Below are 17,644 nucleotides of genomic sequence, written 5' to 3'. Positions count from 1 at the left end.
ACTGCGAGGCTCAGTTCCCCGATAGCTCAGTCGGTAGAGCGCCGGACTGTTAATCCGTAGGTCCCTGGTTCGAGCCCAGGTCGGGGAGCCAACTGAATCGAAGGGGTTACGTCGCAAGACGTAACCCCTTTTCCTTTTCCTTTTCCTTTTGCGGATCGCGTTGGCAGTGGCGCGTGCAGGTATTCGGTAGGGACATGGCAGAGGGCCAAACCAGAAGCCCTGGTGCGGCCTGGAGGGGGCAAGATGGCACGGTGCCCCCAGACGAGCCATTGCACCCATGCCCACGCCATCGACCGAAGACACGACTTCGCCGCTCGCGCGCTACCGCGCGTTCCTCCGTGAGGGGCGGCTGGCTTACCAGTTCAGCCCGGCCGCCGGCCGCGCCGTGTTCTTCCCGCGCCTGGTCTGCCCCTTCACGGGCAGCACGGCGCTCGAATGGCGCGTCAGCGAAGGCCTGGGGACGGTGCATGCCACCACGGTCGTCCATCCGCGCGAGGGCGCGCCCTACAACGTCGCGTTGATCGACGTCGATGAAGGCTTCCGCATGATGTCCCGCGTCGACGCGGTGGCGCCCGAGGCTGTGCACATCGGCCTGCGTGTGCTGCTGCGCGTGGCCGAGGGCGCGCCCGACGAGGGGCCGCAGCCGGCCTTCGTGCCGGCCGGGGCGGACGGCGAAGGAGAGCAGCCATGAGTTCGAAGCGAGGCAGCGTCGCCATCGTCGGCGTCGCGGAATCCGACCTGGGCCAGGTGGCGCCCGGCCTGTCGCCGCTGGACCTGATGGCCCAGGGCATCACCCGCGCGCTCGACGACTGCGGGCTCGCGCTGAGCGCCGTCGACGGCCTCTTCGGCGCCGCGACCCAGAGCCGCATGCTGACGCTGGCGCTGCGCGAATACCTGGGCATCGATCCGACCTACGGCGATTCGACCTACCTCGGCGGCTCGTCGTTCATGACGCACGTGGCCCACGCCCAGGCCGCCATCGAGGCCGGCCTGTGCGAGGTGGCGGTCATCACCTACGGCAGCACCCAGCGTTCCGACGGCCGCAGCGCGACGCGTGGCAAGGACGTCAACCCCTACGAGACGCCGTTCAAGCCCTTCCTGCCCGCCAGCGCGTACGCGCTCGCCGCGTCGCGGCACATGCACGAGTACGGCACGACGCGTGAGCACCTGGCCGAGGTGGCCGTCGCGGCGCGGCAGTGGGCGCAGCTCAACCCCGCCGCGTGGGAGAAGAACGACCTGACGATCGAGCAGGTGCTGGGCGCCCGGATGGTCAGCTACCCGCTCACGGTGCGCGACTGCTGCCTCGTCACCGACGGCGGAGGCGCGGTCGTGATGACCTCGGCGGCGCGTGCCCGCTCGCTGCGCAAGCCGCCGGTGTACGTGCTGGGCTGCGGCGAGTCGGCCAGCCACGTGTCGATCTCCAACATGCCCGACCTCACCACGACCGCGGCCCGCCGGTCCGGCGAGCTGGCCTATGCGATGGCTGGCCTGGGCCCCAAGGACGTGAACGTGCGCGAGCTGTACGACGCGTTCACGCTGACCACGCTGCTGTTCCTGGAAGACCTGGGCTTTTGCGCCAAGGGGGAGGCCGGCCCCCTGGTGGCCGACGGCCGGCTGCGGCCGGGCGGCGCGCTGCCGACCAACACCAACGGCGGCGGCCTCTCGTACTGCCACCCGGGCATGTACGGCCTGCTGCTGCTGATCGAAGCGACGCGGCAGGTGCGCGGCGAATGCGGCGCGCGGCAGGTGGCGGGCTGCGACGTGGCGCTGGCGCATGGCAACGGCGGCGTGCTGTCGAGCCAGAGCACCGTGATCCTCGGCAGCGCCGCCACCGTCTGACTGGGCCAACGCGCATGACCGAACCCGACGACGACACCGCTCGCCTGCTGGCCGATGCGGCACAGGACTTCCTCCGGAACGCCCACGACCGCGAACGGCTGCGTGCGGTCTTTGAAAAGCGCAGCACCGTCGACCGCGGCTTCTGGCGCCAGATGGCGGAGCAGGGCTGGCTGGCCCTGCGCCTGCCCGAGGCGCAGGGCGGCAGCGGCCTGGCGTTGGCCCACGCGGCCGTGATCACCGAAGCGCTGGGCCGGCACGCGGTGCCCGAGCCCTTCATCGCCTGCGCGATGATGCCGGCCGCGCTGATGGCGGCCCTGCCGCCGTCGCCGGCGTGGGCGCCGCTGCACCGCGGCCTGATCGATGGCCGGCACGTGAGCACGGTGGCCTGGCAGGCGCATCCGCAGGCCATGGACGCCGATGAGCCGGGCATCGTCGCCGAGCCCGCGCCAGGCGGTGTCCGGCTGACCGGCCGGGCCTTCGGCGTGGTGGGCGCGCCGATGGCCGACAGCGTGCTCGTGAGCGCGCTGCATGAGGGCCGGCCCTCGCTGTGGCGCATGCCTCGCGGCACCGAAGGCGCCGTGTGGCAGGACGTGCTGGCCTGCGACGGTGGCACCGTCTCGGTCCTCGATGTCGACATGCTGCTGCCGGCCGACACGCTGCTGGCGCAGGGCCCCCGCGTGGCCGCCGCGCTGCAGCAGGCCCTCGACGAGGCCACGCTGCTGGCCGCCTGCCAGCTCGTGGGTACCGGCTCGGCCGCGCTGGCCCTGACGCTGGACTACCTGCGCACGCGACAGCAGTTCGGCCGCACGATCGGCAGCTTCCAGTCGCTGCAGCACCTGGCGGCCGACGTGCGCATCCAGCTCGCGCTGGCGCAGGCGGCCTGCATGGCGGCGTTGCAGCGGCAGCCTGGCCCGGCCCGTGAAGGCGATGCGCGGGCCGACGCACAGGCCCGCGCCGCCATCGCGGCCGCCAAGGCACGCGCTTGCGACGCCGCCTTGCAGGCCGGCCGCTTCGGCATCCAGGCGCATGGCGCCATCGGCTTCGCGGCCGAGGGCGATGCCGGCCTCTTCCTGAAATCGGCGATGCGGCTGTCGGCCTGGCTGGGCAGCGCGCCGCAGCAGCGCCGCCGCCATGGCGTGCTGACGGGCCTGCACGAGGACTGACCGATGCCACCACGTACCGACCTGAACGCTCTCGCCGACGAGGACTTCCGCCAGCGCTGGCGCGCCTGGATCGAGGCCCACTACACCTCGCCGCTGCGCGACCCGCTGCACCGCCTGACGGGCGACGCCGCCCGCGGCTGGCTGCGCGCCCAGCACCGCGACGGCTGGCGTGCGCCGGCGCTGCCGGCCGAGCACGGCGGCATGGGCCTGTCGCTGCGCAAGCAGCTCATCTACCAGCAGGAGCTGGAGCGCTTCGGCGTGGCCCGTCCGATGGACATGGGGCTGCGGCTGCTGGCCCCGGTGCTGCTGCGCTACGGCACGCCGGCGCAGGTGGCGCGCTACCTGCCGCGCATCCTGTCGGGGGACGACTTCTGGTGCCAGGGCTACTCGGAGCCCAACGCCGGCTCCGACCTGGCCAACCTGCGCACCGAGGCCGTCGACCGCGGCAGCCACTTCATCGTCAACGGCCAGAAGACCTGGACGACGATGGCCGACGATTCGTCGATGATGTTCCTGCTGGCCCGTACCAGCCGCGAGGCGAAGAAGCAGGCGGGCATCACCTTCCTGGTCGTGCCGATGTCGACGCGCGGCATCCGCGTGCGGCCCATCCGCACGCTCAGCGGCGAGTCGCACTTCTGCGAGGTGTTCCTCGACGACGTGGCGATCCCGAAGGACAACGTGATCGGCGCCATCGGCGACGGCTGGACGGTCGGCAAGGCCTTGCTGGGTTTCGAGCGCTTCAGCCACGGCTCGCCCGAGCTGGCCCGCCACGCGTTGAAGGTGCTGCGCGAGAGCGCCCGCGCGCTCGGCCTGTCGCGCTGCGAGCGCTTCCGCGAGCGCCTGGAGCGCCTGGCCTGCGACGTGGCCGATGCCCAGGCGCTGTTCGAATCCGTCTGCAGCACCGCGATGGCGGGCGGCGACGCGGAAGACGACTTCTCGATGCTCAAGCTCTTCAACGCCGAGCTGGCGCAGCGCATCGCCGATGCCTGCGTGGAAACGGCCGGACCGGTGGGCGGCCTCGTCGGCGCTGCCCCGGCGATGGACCTGGTGCATGACCTCGAATGGCTGGCCATGACCACCCGCCCGCTCACCATCTTCGGCGGTACCGCGCAACTGCAGCGCAACCTGATCGCCACCCGCACCCTCGAGCTGCCGCGCAGCTAGGCCCCCGCACACCATGGCTTCCTCCCATCCGCTCGATCCCGTCTTCAACCCCGCGTCGATCGCGGTCGTCGGTGCCTCGGCCGACCCGCGCAAGATCGGCGGGCGCCCCATCGCCTACATGCAACGCAGCGGCTTCAGCCGCCCGCTGTACCCGATCAACCCGCGACAGCGCGAGATCCAGGGCCTGCAGGCGTATCCGTCGCTGCGCGACGTGGGCCGGCCGGTCGACCAGGTCATCGTGGCCGTGGCCGGCGAGCACGTGCCCGCGGCCGTGGAGGAAGCGGTGGCACAGCAGGCGCGCTCCATCATCGTCTTCAGCTCCGGCTTCGCCGAGATGGGCGACGAGGGGCGGCGTGTCCAGGATCAGATCGCGGCGCGCTGCCGCGAGGCCGGCATCCCGCTGGTGGGGCCCAACTGCATCGGCGTCTTCAGCGCGCGGCAGGCGATGTACGCCACCTTCATGACCGCGCTGGAGCACGAGCTGTTCGAGCCCGGCAGCGTGGGCATCGCAACCCAGAGCGGTGCCATCGGCTCCTACCTCTACGGCCTTGCCGGCGACCGCGGCGTGCGCTTCAGCCAGTTCATCGCCACCGGCAACGAGGCCGCCGTCGACGTGGCCGACTGCATCGACTGGATGGCGCAGGACGACGCCACCTCGGTGGTCATGGCCTACCTGGAAGGCTGCCGCGACGGCGAACGGCTCTACCGCGCTCTGCGGCGTGCCCAGGCCGCACGCAAGCCGGTCATCCTGATGAAGGTGGGCCGCTCGGCGCAGGGCGCGGCCGCGGCGGCCTCGCACACCGGCTCGCTGGCCGGCGCCGACGCGGTCTACGACGCCATCCTGCGCGAGACCAACGCCTGGCGCGCCGATTCGCTGGAGGAGATGGTCGACGTGGCCTATGCGTGCTCAACGTCCGTGCTGCCGCGGGGGCCGCGGCTGGGCGTCATCACGCCTTCCGGCGGCGTGGGCGTGATCGCGGCCGACGAGGCGGCGCGCGCGGGGCTGACGCTGCCCGTGCTGCCGCCGCAGACGCAGCAGGCGATCCGCGACATCATTCCCTTCGCCAGCGGCGTGAACCCGGTCGACACCACCGCGCAGACCGTGGGCGACCGCAGCCTCTACACGCGCATCCTCGACATCGTGTTCCGGCACGAAGGCTTCGACAGCGTGCTCAGCTTCAACGCCAGCATGGGCCGCAGCGAGGCGGAGTTCGCCAAGGTGCGGTCGGCGCTGTACGAGCTGCGCCGCGCGCATCCGCAGACGGTGGTGGCGCTCAGCATGCGGGCGACGCCGGAGATCGCCGCCGAGCTGGGCCGCGAGGGCATCCTGTACTTCGCCGACCCTTCGCGCGCCACCGCCACCATCGGCGCGCTGGCGCGCATCGCGGCGGGCTTCGACCGGCCGGCGGAGGCGGCTGTTGCCATGCAGGCCGCGCAGCCGCTGCCCGAAGGTGTGCTGGACGAAGCCACCGCGCGCCGGCTGCTCGAAGGCGCGGGCGTGCCCTTCGTCGGCCAGGCCATCGCACGCTCGGCCGACGAGGCGGCCGCCGCGGCCGAGGCCTGCGGCTACCCCGTGGTGCTCAAGGTGCTGTCGCCCGACATCGCGCACAAGAGCGACGTGGGCGGCGTGCTGCTGGGGCTCAAGGACGCGGCGGCCGTCAGGGCCGGCTGGTCGTCGATGATGGACAAGGTGCGCACCGCCTGCCCGGCCGCGCGCCTCGAAGGCGCGATCGTGTCGCCGATGGTGGCCGGCGGCGTCGAGACGGTGATGGGCGCGGTGCGCGACCCGGTCTTCGGGCCGATGGTCATGTTCGGCCTGGGCGGCGTGTTCGTGGAGGTCTTCCAGGACGTGACCTTCCGCCGCGCGCCCGTGAGCCTGCAGACCGCGCGCGAGATGATCCAGGAGGTCCAGGGCCTGCCGTTGCTGACCGGCGCACGCGGCAAGCCGAAGGCCGATCTCGGCACCCTCGCGCAGGCCCTGGTCGACCTGTCCCGCTTCGCCGTGGCGCACCGCGACGAGGTGGCCAGCGTCGAGATCAATCCGTTCATCGCCCTGCCGGAAGGCGGGGTGGCAGTGGATGCGCTGATCCTGCGCTGAACGGCCGGCCGGCTGGCCAGGCCAGAGGCAAACCGGCGCCGTCACCCGTGAGGGGGCGGCGCCTGCCGCGCTTGGGCGCCGGCGGCGTGGAGACCCCGGCTGCGGGAAGTTGTCTAGCCATGCGCTGACCTCATCGCAGCCGCTGCATTTGGAACACCTGCAGCGGCGTCCGCGTTCCTACGATGCCGTGCCTGCCCGGGAGGGCCGGCACCACGATCACACCACTGGAGACAAACCGAATGCAACCGAAGTTCGCAGCGCTCGCTGCCGCCTGCCTGGGCGCGTCGTCGGCCGTCATGGCGCAAGGCACCGTCAACGTATCCGGCGTGCTGGACCTGGCCGTCCGGCAGGTCCGCAATGAGGGCGTGGGGTCCATGGCCTCGATGGTCAGCGGCTCCAACGCCACCAGCCGCATCATCGTCTCGGGGCGTGAAGACCTGGGCGGCGGCTGGAACGCCGGCTTCCACCTGGAGCACGGCCTGCTGGCGGACAGCGGCACCCAGGTCTCGTCGACCAAGTTCTGGGACCGGCGGTCGACCATCAGCCTTTCGCACGCGCAGCGGGGCGAACTGCGGCTGGGCCGCGACCTGGTGCCCAGCTACGTGAGCTGGTCGCGCTACGACCCGTTCTCCTACATCGGCGCGGCGCGATCGGCCAACCTCGTCTCGGCCACGCCGCTCGGGCCCGTGCGCTCGGCTTTCGGCACCAGCAACAACACGACGGTGCGCTCCGACAACGCGGTGCAGTTCCTGCTGCCCAGCACGCTGGGCGGCTTCGAGGGCGGGCTCATGCTGGCTGCATCGGAAGGCGGCGTGGTGACCAGCGGCAGCGCCAAGCTGGTCGGTCTGCGGCTGGGCTATGCGGCCAAGGCCTTCAACGTGTCCGCCGCACGCACCACGTCGGAGAACAACCAGAGCGCGGCGGTGGGCAAGTTCCGCGACACCACCTTCGGCGGTGCGGCCGAGGGCTTCGGCATCAAGTGGTCGGCGGCCTGGCGAGAGTTCAAGGTCGACACGGCCAAGCAGGTGCTGCTGCTGCTGGGCGCCCACTGGACGATGGGGCCGCACGAGGTCAAGGTGTCTTGGGTCCGTTCCGATGCCTCGGGCCGCGTGGGCGCCACGAGCACCCGTGCCGACGATGCGCGCCAGATCGGCATCGGCTACGTGCACCACCTCTCCAAGCGCACGGCGCTGTACGCCACCGCGGCGCAGTTGTCGAACGGCGGCGCGGCGCGCTTCGTCATCTCCGACGGCCCGGCCGGCATGGCCGGCGGCGGCACCTCGCGCGGCTACGAGCTGGGCCTGCGCCACCGCTTCTGAGCCCGTTTCCGCGGCGCATGCCTGCCATGACGTGACCGCATGGCAGGCGCCGTGTTTGGAACGGCTGGGCGCGGATGCGTGGCCTAGGATCAATCTCAAAAGATGACATCGACATTGCCCAAGGAGACATGATGAATTCCCTGGTTCGAACCCCCGCGCGGCGCCGCGTGGCTGCCGCCGTTCTGGGCGGCCTGATGGCCCTGACCTGCGGCCTCGCCCGCGCTGCCGACTACCCCGACAAGACGATCAGGATGGTGGTGCCGTTCCCGCCCGGCGGCGCCACCGACAACGTGTCGCGCCTCATCGCCAAGTCGATGTCGGAGAACCTCGGCCAGACGATCTACATCGAGAACCGCGGCGGCGCGGGCGCGATGATCGGCGCCGAGGCAGTCGCGAAGGCCGATCCGGACGGCTACACCGTTCTCTCCAGCACTGCCGGCGTGCACATCGTGAACCCCGCGATCTACGCCAAGCTGCCCTACGACCCGGTGAAGAGCTTCGTGCCGGTGGGGCAGATCATCTCGGCGCCGCTGGTGATGGTGGTGCGCGCCGACTCGCCCTTCAAGACCGCGCAAGACCTGATCGCCTACGCGAAGAAGCACCCCGGCAAGCTCACCTACGGCTCGGCCGGCAACGGCACCTCGCTGCACCAGTCGGGCGAGATGTTCAAGGACGCCGCGGGCGTCGACCTGCTGCACGTGCCCTACAAGGGCGCCGGCCCCGCCGTGAACGACTTCCTCGGCGGCCAGGTCGACATCATGTTCTCGTACGTCGGCTCGGTGCTGCCGCAGGTCAAGGCAGGCAAGACGCGCATGCTGGCCATCGGCAGCCCGCAACGCCTGCCCATCATCCAGGACGTGCCGACGGTGGCCGAGGTCACGGGCCACAAGGGCTACGACGCCGATACCTGGACCGGCCTGGCCGTGCCCGCCGGCACGCCGCCGGCGATCGTGCAGCGCCTGCACCAGGCGCTCGCCTTCGCGCTGGAGAAGAACCGCGAGCAGCTCGTCGCCTCGGGCTACGTGGTGCTCGGCGGCTCGCCGGACGCGATGGCCCAGCGCATCGCCACCGAGCTGAAGACGGTGACGCCGCTGCTCGCCCGCGTGATGGGTCCGATGGACAACAAGTAGGCTCCCGACCATGACCGTTGCGACCACGCTGCGCAGCCGCCTGCGGCTGCCCGTCATCTGCTCCCCGATGTTCATCGTCTCCAACCCGGAGATGGTGATCGCGCAGTGCCGCGCCGGCATCGTCGGCACGCTGCCGGTGCTGAACGCGCGCCCGCAGCCGGCGCTGGATGCCTGGCTGACGCGCATCGAGCAGGCGCTCGAGAGCGCGCGGGCGAGCGGCCTGCACCCCGTGGCGCCGCATGGCGCGAACCTGGTGATCCGCCCGAACCACGAGCGCTTTGAGGCCGACCTCGCCACTTGCGTGGCGCACCGTGTGCCGCTGGTCATCACGAGCCTGGGCTCGCCCGCGGCGGTGGTGGAGCAGGTGCACGGCTACGGCGGCCTGGTCTTCCACGACGTGACGACGGTGCGCCATGCGCGCAGGGCGCTGGAGGCCGGCGTCGACGGCCTGATCCTCGTGTGCGCGGGCGCGGGCGGGCACGCCGGCGCCACCAGCCCCTTTGCGCTGCTGGCCGAGGTGCGTGCGTTCTACGACGGCCCTGTGGTGCTGGCTGGCGCGATTTCCGACGGCCGCTCGATCCTGGCGGCGGAGGTGATGGGCGCCGACTTCGTCTACATGGGCACGCGCTTCATCGCGACGCAGGAGTCGGCCGCGGCGCCGGACTACAAGGCGATGCTGGTGGCCTCGTCGGCGGCCGACGTCGTCTACACGCCGCACTTCTCGGGCATCCCGGCCAACTACCTGAAGGGCAGCATCGAGGCCTGCGGGCTCGACCCGGCCAACCTGCCGGTGGTGGACGCGGTGGCCGTGCGCGCGGCGGGCGAACGGCAGCAGCGCTGGAAGGACATCTGGGGCGCGGGGCAGGGCGTGGGCTCGATCCACGACCTGCCGCCTACGGCCGAACTGGTCGATCGCCTCGACCGCGACTACCACGCGGCCCGCGGCACGTGGCGCGAGCGCCTGGCGCAAGGCTGATCGACCATGGCATCCACTCCCCACCTCCCGGCCAGCCGCGGCCTCGATGCGCTCTTCGCGCCGCGCAGCATCGCGGTGGTCGGCGCGTCGCATGACATTCGCCGCATCCGCGGCCGCCTGCTCAAGCTGCTGATCGACGGCGGCTTCGGCGGCCCGGTCCATCCCGTCAACCCGAGCCGCGCCCAGATCCAGGGCCTGCGTGCCTACCCGAGCGTGCGCGACCTGCCCGAACCCGTCGACCTGGCCCTGATCGCCGTGGCCGCGGACCAGGTGATGGAGGTGCTGGCCGAATGCGAGCAGCGCGGCGTGCGGGCCGCAGCGGTGCTTTCCGCCGGCGCCAACGGCGTGCCGGTCGGCGAGCGGCTGCAGGACCAGGTGGCCGCCTTTGCCCGGCGCACCGGCATCCGCGTGCTGGGGCCGAATGCGGAAGGCTTCATCGACGCGACCACCGGCCTGCTCGCGACCTTCAGCCCGACCATCGAAACGCTGCCGCCGCGGCGCGAGGACGGCACGCGCGGCGGCATCAGCATCGTCTCGCAATCGGGCGCCATGGCCTTCGCGCTCTACAGCCGCGCGCATGCCGAGCACGTGCCGGTGCGGCACCTGGTTTCCACCGGCAACGAGTCCGACGTGGAGCTGCTGGAAGTGGTCGACCACCTGATCGCGCGCGGCGGTTCGCGGGCGATCCTGCTCTTCGTCGAAGGCTTGCACCACCCCGAGCGGCTCGCGCCCGTGGCGGCGCGCGCGGCCGATGCCGGCGTACCGCTGGTCGTGGCCAAGGTCGGCCGGTCGACGGCGGGCCAGCGGGCGGCGGTGTCGCACACCGCGCACCTCACCGGCGCCGACACGGCGTACGACGCCGCCTTCCGCCGCCACGGCGTGATCCGCGTCGACGACCCCGAGCAGATGCTGGCCGTCGCCGCGGCGGCCAGTGCGGGCATGTGGCCGCAAGGCCGGCGCGTGGCCATCGTCACCACCTCGGGCGGTGCCGGCGGCTGGGCGGCCGACATCTGCGAGCAGGCCGGCCTGGATGTGCCTGCGTTCGACGAGGCCTTCAAGCGCGAGCTGGCCCGCGTGGTGCCCGACTACGGCTCCACCGAGAACCCGGTGGACGTGACGGCCCGCGTGGCGGAGGACGGCGGCAGCACGCTGCTGGCCATCCTCGCGCGGCTGGGCGAGGCGTCGGGCATCGACATCGGCCTGGTCATCATGTCGCTGGTGGCGCCGGGGCGCATCACGTCGATCGAGCCCGAGCTGAAGGCCTTGATGGCCCAAGCCAAGCGGCCGCTGCTGTTCCATTCGCCCGGCGCGGCGTCGCCCGACGAGCGGGCGGCATTGGCCCGCGTGGGGACTGCGCATGTGGAGTTGCGCTCGTTCGCGTTCGCGATGCGCGCGCTCGACGACTACCGGCTGTTCCGCGAGCGTCGACAGGGGCGCCATGGCGCGGCCTCTACGGATCGGACGCGGCCAGCGATGCCGCGCCTGGCCGGCCAGGGTCCGCTGGACATCGCCGCCACCCGCGCGCTGCTGGATGCGTGGCACGTGCCGATGCCGCCCGAGTCCCTGGCCACGCAGGCGGACGAAGCTGTGCGCGCTGCCGAAGCCATGGGCTGGCCGGTGGTGCTCAAGATCGCCTCGCCCGACATCGCGCACAAGACGGAAGCTGGCGGTGTCGCGCTCGACCTGCGCGACGCCGACGCCGTGAGGACGGCGTTCGAACGCGTGATGGCCAGCGTTGCCGCGAAGGCGCCGTGCGCACGCATCGACGGCATCCAGGTGCAGAAGATGATGCCGCCCGGTCGCGAGATGGTGGTCGGCACCGTGAACGACCCGGACTTCGGGCCGATGGTGATGCTGGGCCTGGGCGGCATCTACGTGGAGGTGCTGCGCGACGTGGTGTTCGCGCTGGCGCCGCTCGATGCCGGCGAGGCGCGCGGCATGGTCGACCGCCTGGCGGCCCGCGCGCTGCTCGACGGCGTGCGCGGCCAGCCGGCTGCCGACGTGGACGCGCTGGTCGGGCTGCTGGTCGCGGTTTCCGAACTGGCGGCGGCCGGTGCCGGCGAGATCGCCGAGATGGACCTCAACCCCGTGCTGGTGTATCCGGCCGGGCAGGGCGCGGTGGTGGTGGATGCGCTGATCGTGCCGCAACCGCCCGCCATGCAGGCGCAGGACAAGCAAAGGAGCTGACGGACATGGCCGAGATCGACTACCAGAAGGAAGGCGCCATCGCGCGCATCGTGCTGAACCGGCCCGAGCGCAAGAACGCGCTGGCCAACGACATGCGGCAGCAGCTGGCCGACGCCTTCCGCACCGCCGATGCCGACGACGAGGTGCGCGCCGTGGTGCTCACCGGCACCGGCGACACCTTCTGCGCCGGCGCGGACGTGTCGCGCATGGTGCCGCTGGACGTGAAGGGCTCGCGCAACAAGCTGCAGCGCACCAGCCACGTGCTGATCCGCAGCCTGTACCACATCGAGAAGCCGGTGATCGCCGCAGTGCGGGGCGCCACGGTGGGCATCGGGCTGAGCATGATGCTGGCGTGCGACATGGTGATCGCTTCGGAGACGGCGCGCTTCTCGTGCGTGTTCGCGCGCCGCGGCCTGGCGCCCGATTCGGGCGCGGTGTTCTTCCTGACGCGCCTGCTCGGCGCCGCGCGGGCCAAGGAGCTGGTCTTCACGACGCGCTTCTTCTCCGCGCAGGAGGCGCTGGGCATGGGCGTGGTGAACCGCGTGGTGCCCGACGGCGAGCTGGAAGCGGCCGTGGCCGAGCTGGCCGCCTCGATCGCGCGGCAGCCCACCTATGCGCTGGCGATGGCCAAGAAAATGTTCCAGTTCGCGCAGTCCCCGACGCTGGACCACTTCCTCGAGTACGAGGCGCTGATCCAGCCGCAGATCCACCAGACGCAGGATTTCCGGGAGGGCATCGCGTCCTTCCAGGAGAAGCGCGACCCGCGCTTCGTGGGCCGATAGCTGGGCCGCGGGCGGCGGTCAGGCGACCAGCGCCCGGCCGTTGTCCAACACCTGCTTGCCGCGGGCCCGCACGAAGGCGCGGAAGCTCGCGACGTCGCCGTCGCGCCAGATGTCGAACGACAGCGTCTCGCCCGGCAGCACGGCCGACGAGAAGCGCGCATCCAGGCTGCGCAGGCGCGCGGGCTGGTAGCCGAGCAGCGAGGCCAGCAGCACCCGCGCGGCGATGCCGTAGGTGCACAGGCCGTGCAGGATCGGGCGCTCGAAGCCCGCGCGCTTCGCGAACGCCGGGTCGGCGTGCAGCGGGTTGCGGTCCACGTTCAGGCGGTAGAGCAGGGCGGCATCGGGCCGCGTGGGCACGTCGACCTGCAAGTCCGGTGCGCGCTCGGGCAGCACGTGGGGGGTGAAGGTGCTGCCGAAGCCCTCCCCGAAGCCGCCGTCGGCACGGCAGAACGAGGTCTGGACGATGGTCACCAGCGGCTGGCCACTGTCGGCGTCGGAGATCGTCCGCTCCACGTGCATCAGCGCGCCCTTGTCGGCGCCCTTGTCCTCCAGGCCCGCCACGCGCGCGCGCCCCACCAGCCGCGCCGCGGGGGGCAGCGGTGCGTGGAACTGCATGCGCTGTTCGCCGTGGACCACCTTCGCGACGGTGATGCCGGTGCGGGCGTCCTTGGTCCATGCGCCCAGGTGGCACAGCGTGGCGCCCATCGTGGGCACGGCCTGCAGGTGCGGCTCGTAGACGAAGGGCAGCTCGCGCTCGTCCATCGGGTCGGCGCCGAAGCCGATGCTCAGCGCATAGAGCATCGTGTCGCGGTCGGTGATGGCCTGGTGGCGTTCGTCGAAGGCCCAATCGCGCAGAGCGGCGGCGTTGAGTGGCATCGTCAGGCTCCCGTGCCGCTCAGATCGCTTCCCAGCCGAACACGTCGCGCGTGCGTTCGGCGGGGGTGAAGCTGCTGCGCCAGGCCGGCACCAGCTGCTGCGCCAGCGTGCCGGGCGTCCAGCCTTCGGCGCGGTGCAGCGTGCGAACGGGCCGCGGCTGGTTGTACAGGTAGACCTCGTTGCCGCGGGCGCCGAAGATCTGGCCGGTGACGTCCTTGGCCGCGTCGGCGCAGAGGAAGACGGCGAGCGGTGCGATCTGGTCGGGCCGCGTGGTCTGCCGCCGCTTCTCGAGGTAGCGCTCCTGGTCTTCGGGCGACAGGCCCGGCACGCTCTCGATCATGCGGCTGAAGGCATGCGGCGCGATGCAGTTGGAGCGCACGCCGAAGCGCGCCATGTCCATCGAAATCGAGCGCGACAGCCCCACGATGCCCATCTTGGCGGCCGCATAGTTGGCCTGGCCGATCGAGCCGATCAGGCCTGCTGTCGAGGTCATGTGCACCAGCGCGCCGCCGCCCTGCTCGCGGAAGTGCGTGGCCGCGGCACGGCTCATGTGGAAGGCGCCGAAGAGGTGCACGCGCACCACCGCTTCGAATTCGTCCGGGCCGAGCTTGTGGAAGATCGCGTCGCGCAGGATGCCGGCGCTGTTGACCACCGCGTCGATGCGTCCGAAGGTGGACACGGCGCGCTCGACGATGCGGTGCGCCGACGCCCATTCGGCCACGCTCTCGCCGTCGGCCACGGCCTGGCCGCCGGCGGCGCGGATCTCGGCCACCACCTGCTCGGCCGGCGAGTCGCCTTCCTTCTCGCCTGTCAATGAAACGCCAAGGTCGTTGACCACGACCTTGGCGCCCTGGCGGGCCATCTCGATCGCCACCGCCTTGCCCACGCCGCCGCCGGCGCCGGTGACGATCACGACCTTGTCGGCGAGCAGGTCGTTGCGGGTGTTGTCCATGGAGTCTCCTTCAGATGTCTGCCGACGATTGTGCGGCGCGGGTTCGTCTGGAGGTCTGCCGATTGCACCCGTAGCTATACTGAAAAATCATCCCTCGAGCCCCTGAAATCGCTGTCCCAAGGCTGGTGCGATGGTCCGCCGTATCCCCCCGCTCAATCCTCTTCGTGTGTTCGAGGCCGTGGCCCGCACCGAGAACCTCACCGCAGCCGCGCAGCAGCTCCACGTGACCCAGTCGGCCGTGAGCCGGCAGATCGCGACACTGGAGGAATACCTGGGCCTGCAGCTCTTCAAGCGCGAGCGGCACGGCGTGTCGCTCACCCGCGCCGGGCAGACGTATGCCGACCAGATCCTGCCGGCGTTCGACGTGATCGCCGATGCCACCGACAAGCTGACCAAGTCGTCGCGCCAGGGCGCGCTGCGCGTGCGCACCTACACCACCTTCGCCACCAAGTGGCTGGTGCCCCGACTGGCGCGCTTCCGCGAGCAGCATCCCAACATCGAGATCCGCATCACCAACGCCGTGCCCGACGTCGACTTCGACCGCGACATGGTCGACGTGGCCGTGCAGTTCGGCGACGGCCGCTGGCCCGACGTGCGCGCCGAGCTGCTGTTCTTCGACGAGATCGAGCCGGTGTGCTCGCCGGAATACTTGGCCGAGCATGCGCCCAACGCCAAGTACCCCGAATCGCTGCTGCGCCAGCGCTTGCTGGAGTCCCGCTACCGCCGCACCGACTGGAGCGACTGGCTGCAGGCGGCAGGCCTGGCGGACGAGGCGAAGGCGTCGGAGCGCATGAGCTTCGGCAGCACCTTCCTCACCTGGCAGGCCGCGGCCGACGGCCTGGGGCTGGCGATGGGGCAATCGGCATTGCTCGGCGCCGAGCTGCGGTCCCGCAAGCTGGTGCGGCCGTTCGCGCGGCCGCTGCGCCGGGAGATGGGCTACTACCTCGTGCGGCCGCAGCAGCAGCGAGAAAGCCGCAAGGTCAGCGTGTTCCGCGACTGGCTGCTGGCCGAATGCGGCGCGCTTGTCTAGGCAGGCGCGCCGAGGTCACGACGCCATGACGAGCGCGTCGACCGCCAGCACGCCTTCGCCCTCGGGCATCACCATCATCGGGTTCACTTCCGCCTCGCGGATGCCCAGCTCCGGCCGGCAGGCGAGCTGGGACAGCGCCGCGAGGGCCCTGGCCAGTGCATCGAGGTCACCCTTCTCCTTGCCGCGAAGGCCGGAGACGGCCTGGAGCGCCTTCACCTCGGAGATCATCTCCCGGGCGGTGTCGAGGCTCACCGGCGCAAGGCGGATGCTGCGGTCGCGCGCGATCTCGGCCCAGATGCCGCCGGCGGCCAGCATCACCAGCGGGCCCGCCTCGGGGTCGTCGCGGTAGCCGATCAGCACTTCCGCCAGGCCCTTGCGCATCGGCTGCACCAGCGCGTCGTCGCAACGCGCCGAAGGTGCCCGCGCCGCGAGGTTGGCGCGCAGCGTGGCGAGCGCGGCATCGAGCTCGGCCGGGCTGCGGATGCCCAGCACCACGCCGCCCACTTCGGTCTTGTGCGGGATCTGCGCGGAGCAGACCTTCGCGACCACGGGGAAGCCGAAGGGCAGGGCGGGCGCGGGCCCGGACAGCGGCATCGTGACCGCCGGCGCGTGCGGCACGCCCAGGCGTTCGAGCACGCCGTAGGCCTGCGATTCGCTCAACGCCCGTGCACTGCCGTGCCGCGGCGTGGCGGGCTGGCCCGTCGGTGCCGGAACTACCGCCGGCTGCCGCCGGGCGAACACCGCCGCGATGCTGTCGGCGCAGGCCTCGGGCGACCGGAAGCAGGGGATGCCCGCCTGCGTGAGCTGGGCCAGCGCCTGCGGCGCATCCGGCACCAGCATCGCTGCCACTGGCTTGGCGCTGCCCTGGCAATCGATGATCGGGCGCACCGCCAGTTGCGGCTGGAAGCGGGCCGACGAACCCACCACGGCGAGCACGAGGTCGAACTCGGGCGCGTCGATCATGATGTCGAGCGTGGCCTTCATCACCTCGTACTTGGTGCCGGCGAGCGTGAGGTCGAGCACCCGCCCGGCCGACACGGCGATGCCCGCCGCATGCAGGCGCGCCAGCGTCTGCGGCGAGGCCGGCTCGACGATCACGTCGCGGATGCCGAGCTGGTCGACGGCCATCGCCGCGCCGCCGCCGGTGGTGGTGACCACGCCCACCCGTTGCGGGCGCGACGGTGTCCGGTCCAGCGGCAGCCGCCGTGCGAGCGGGAAGCTCTCCAGCAGCGAGTCCAGCACGCCGACCCGCGCCATGCCCAGGTCGCGGAACATCGCGTCGGCCACGTCGTCCTCGCCCGCCAGCGCGCCGGTGTGGGTGGCCGCCATCTCGGCGGCCGATGCGGAGCGGCCCAGCTTGTAGACGATCACAGGCTTGCCGCGGCGCGCCGCGTCGCGCGCGAAGGCACGCAGCGCGCTGCCGTGGCGCAGGCTCTCCAGGAACAGCAGGTAGCCTTCGATGGCCGGGTCGTCCAGCGTGGCGCTGCAGATCTCGCCGATGCTCAGGTCCGACTCGCTGCCCACCGACACCAGCCCCGCGAAGCCGATGCCGCGCGCCTTGCCGCGCGACACCAGCGCGCCGATCATGCTGCCGCTGTGCGAGGCCACGAACACACGCCCGCGCGGGATGTCGGGTTCGGCGAAGGCCGCGTTGGCGGTGAGCACCAGCCGCGCCGAAGGGTTGATGACGCCCAGGCTGCTCGGCCCCAGCACGCGCAGCCCGGTGGTGCGGCCGATCTCGCGCAGCTCGGCCTCGCGGCGTGCGCCTTCCTCGCCCGATTCGGAGAAGCCGCTGGCCAGCACCGTGAGCACCTTGACGCCCAGCCGCGCGCAGGCCCGGGCCGTGTCGAGCACGGTGTTGGTGGGGGCCAGCGTGAACACGTGTTCGGGCACCTCGGGCAGCGCATCGAGGCTGGCGTAGGCCTTCTCGCCCTGCACCGTCGCGCGGTTGGGGTTGATCGGGTACAGCGTGCCTTCGAAGCCCGCGGCCCGCAGGAACTTCAGCGGCCTTCCGGCCGTCTTCGAGGGATCGTCCGAAATGCCCACCAGCGCGATGCTGGACGGGTTCGACAAGGCTCGGGCGAGTGCGCTGCCCTCGGTGCGGCGGGAGGTCGTCATCGGTCTCGGT

At 71.7% G+C, this 17,644-nt stretch carries 14 protein-coding genes and 1 tRNA gene; 12 read left to right on the top strand and 3 right to left on the bottom strand.

From position 1 onward, the window contains the following. Positions 1-15: 15 nt before the first annotated feature. The 11 genes from V4F39_RS26170 to V4F39_RS26120 all read left to right on the top strand — a co-directional run bounded on the left by V4F39_RS26170 (position 16) and on the right by V4F39_RS26120 (position 12,658). Positions 16-91 (top strand) — tRNA-Asn (locus V4F39_RS26170). Positions 92-277: 186 nt separating this feature from the next. Next, positions 278-691, top strand: coding sequence for a Zn-ribbon domain-containing OB-fold protein (locus tag V4F39_RS26165; protein ID WP_332293184.1), 414 nt, complete (start codon positions 278-280; stop codon positions 689-691). After that, positions 688-1,839: an acetyl-CoA acetyltransferase gene (locus V4F39_RS26160; RefSeq protein WP_332293183.1), complete on the top strand. Its 1,152-nt coding sequence runs from the start codon at positions 688-690 to the stop codon at positions 1,837-1,839. The genes V4F39_RS26165 and V4F39_RS26160 overlap by 4 nt, the downstream gene beginning before the upstream one ends. Before the next feature lie 14 nt (positions 1,840-1,853). Next, a complete protein-coding gene (locus V4F39_RS26155; RefSeq protein WP_332293182.1) occupies positions 1,854-3,002 on the top strand; it encodes an acyl-CoA dehydrogenase family protein in 1,149 nt (382 codons plus the stop codon). 3 nt (positions 3,003-3,005) lie between these two features. Beyond that, positions 3,006-4,166, top strand: coding sequence for an acyl-CoA dehydrogenase family protein (locus V4F39_RS26150; protein WP_332293181.1), 1,161 nt, complete (start codon positions 3,006-3,008; stop codon positions 4,164-4,166). A 13-nt stretch (positions 4,167-4,179) separates the two neighbouring features. Continuing rightward, positions 4,180-6,264 (top strand): acetate--CoA ligase family protein, encoded by a 2,085-nt coding sequence (locus V4F39_RS26145; RefSeq protein WP_332293180.1) that lies wholly within the window; start codon positions 4,180-4,182, stop codon positions 6,262-6,264. 239 nt (positions 6,265-6,503) lie between these two features. After that, a complete protein-coding gene (locus V4F39_RS26140; protein WP_332293179.1) occupies positions 6,504-7,583 on the top strand; it encodes a porin in 1,080 nt (359 codons plus the stop codon). A gap of 131 nt (positions 7,584-7,714) precedes the next feature. Beyond that, on the top strand, positions 7,715-8,713 hold the full coding sequence (locus V4F39_RS26135) for a Bug family tripartite tricarboxylate transporter substrate binding protein (RefSeq protein ID WP_332293178.1): 999 nt from the start codon (positions 7,715-7,717) through the stop codon (positions 8,711-8,713). Positions 8,714-8,723: 10 nt separating this feature from the next. Next, positions 8,724-9,689, top strand: coding sequence for an NAD(P)H-dependent flavin oxidoreductase (locus V4F39_RS26130; RefSeq protein ID WP_332293177.1), 966 nt, complete (start codon positions 8,724-8,726; stop codon positions 9,687-9,689). Between the two features lie 6 nt (positions 9,690-9,695). Then, the gene (locus V4F39_RS26125) at positions 9,696-11,876 is read left to right on the top strand and encodes an acetate--CoA ligase family protein (RefSeq protein WP_332293176.1); all 2,181 of its coding nucleotides are present in this window, start codon (positions 9,696-9,698) and stop codon (positions 11,874-11,876) included. A 5-nt stretch (positions 11,877-11,881) separates the two neighbouring features. Continuing rightward, a complete protein-coding gene (locus tag V4F39_RS26120; RefSeq protein ID WP_332293175.1) occupies positions 11,882-12,658 on the top strand; it encodes an enoyl-CoA hydratase/isomerase family protein in 777 nt (258 codons plus the stop codon). 18 nt (positions 12,659-12,676) lie between these two features. On the opposite strand, the gene V4F39_RS26115 is transcribed toward V4F39_RS26120, so the two are convergent. Beyond that, positions 12,677-13,534: a MaoC/PaaZ C-terminal domain-containing protein gene (locus tag V4F39_RS26115; protein ID WP_332293174.1), complete on the bottom strand. Its 858-nt coding sequence runs from the start codon at positions 13,532-13,534 to the stop codon at positions 12,677-12,679. A gap of 19 nt (positions 13,535-13,553) precedes the next feature. Next, a complete protein-coding gene (locus V4F39_RS26110; RefSeq protein WP_332293173.1) occupies positions 13,554-14,486 on the bottom strand; it encodes an SDR family NAD(P)-dependent oxidoreductase in 933 nt (310 codons plus the stop codon). A 130-nt stretch (positions 14,487-14,616) separates the two neighbouring features. Here V4F39_RS26110 and gcvA point away from each other — a divergent pair, with 130 nt between their 5' ends. Continuing rightward, the gene (gcvA, locus tag V4F39_RS26105; RefSeq protein WP_332293172.1) at positions 14,617-15,516 is read left to right on the top strand and encodes a transcriptional regulator GcvA; all 900 of its coding nucleotides are present in this window, start codon (positions 14,617-14,619) and stop codon (positions 15,514-15,516) included. Between the two features lie 15 nt (positions 15,517-15,531). Here gcvA and V4F39_RS26100 read toward each other — a convergent pair whose 3' ends face one another. Beyond that, the gene (locus V4F39_RS26100) at positions 15,532-17,634 is read right to left on the bottom strand and encodes an acetate--CoA ligase family protein (RefSeq protein ID WP_332293171.1); all 2,103 of its coding nucleotides are present in this window, start codon (positions 17,632-17,634) and stop codon (positions 15,532-15,534) included. Positions 17,635-17,644 lie beyond the last annotated feature (10 nt).

The organism is Aquincola agrisoli, assembly GCF_036621135.1.
In the GTDB taxonomy this organism is placed as follows: Bacteria; Pseudomonadota; Gammaproteobacteria; order Burkholderiales; family Burkholderiaceae_C; genus Aquincola; species Aquincola agrisoli.
This window is presented reverse-complemented; position numbering and strand designations above follow the sequence as displayed.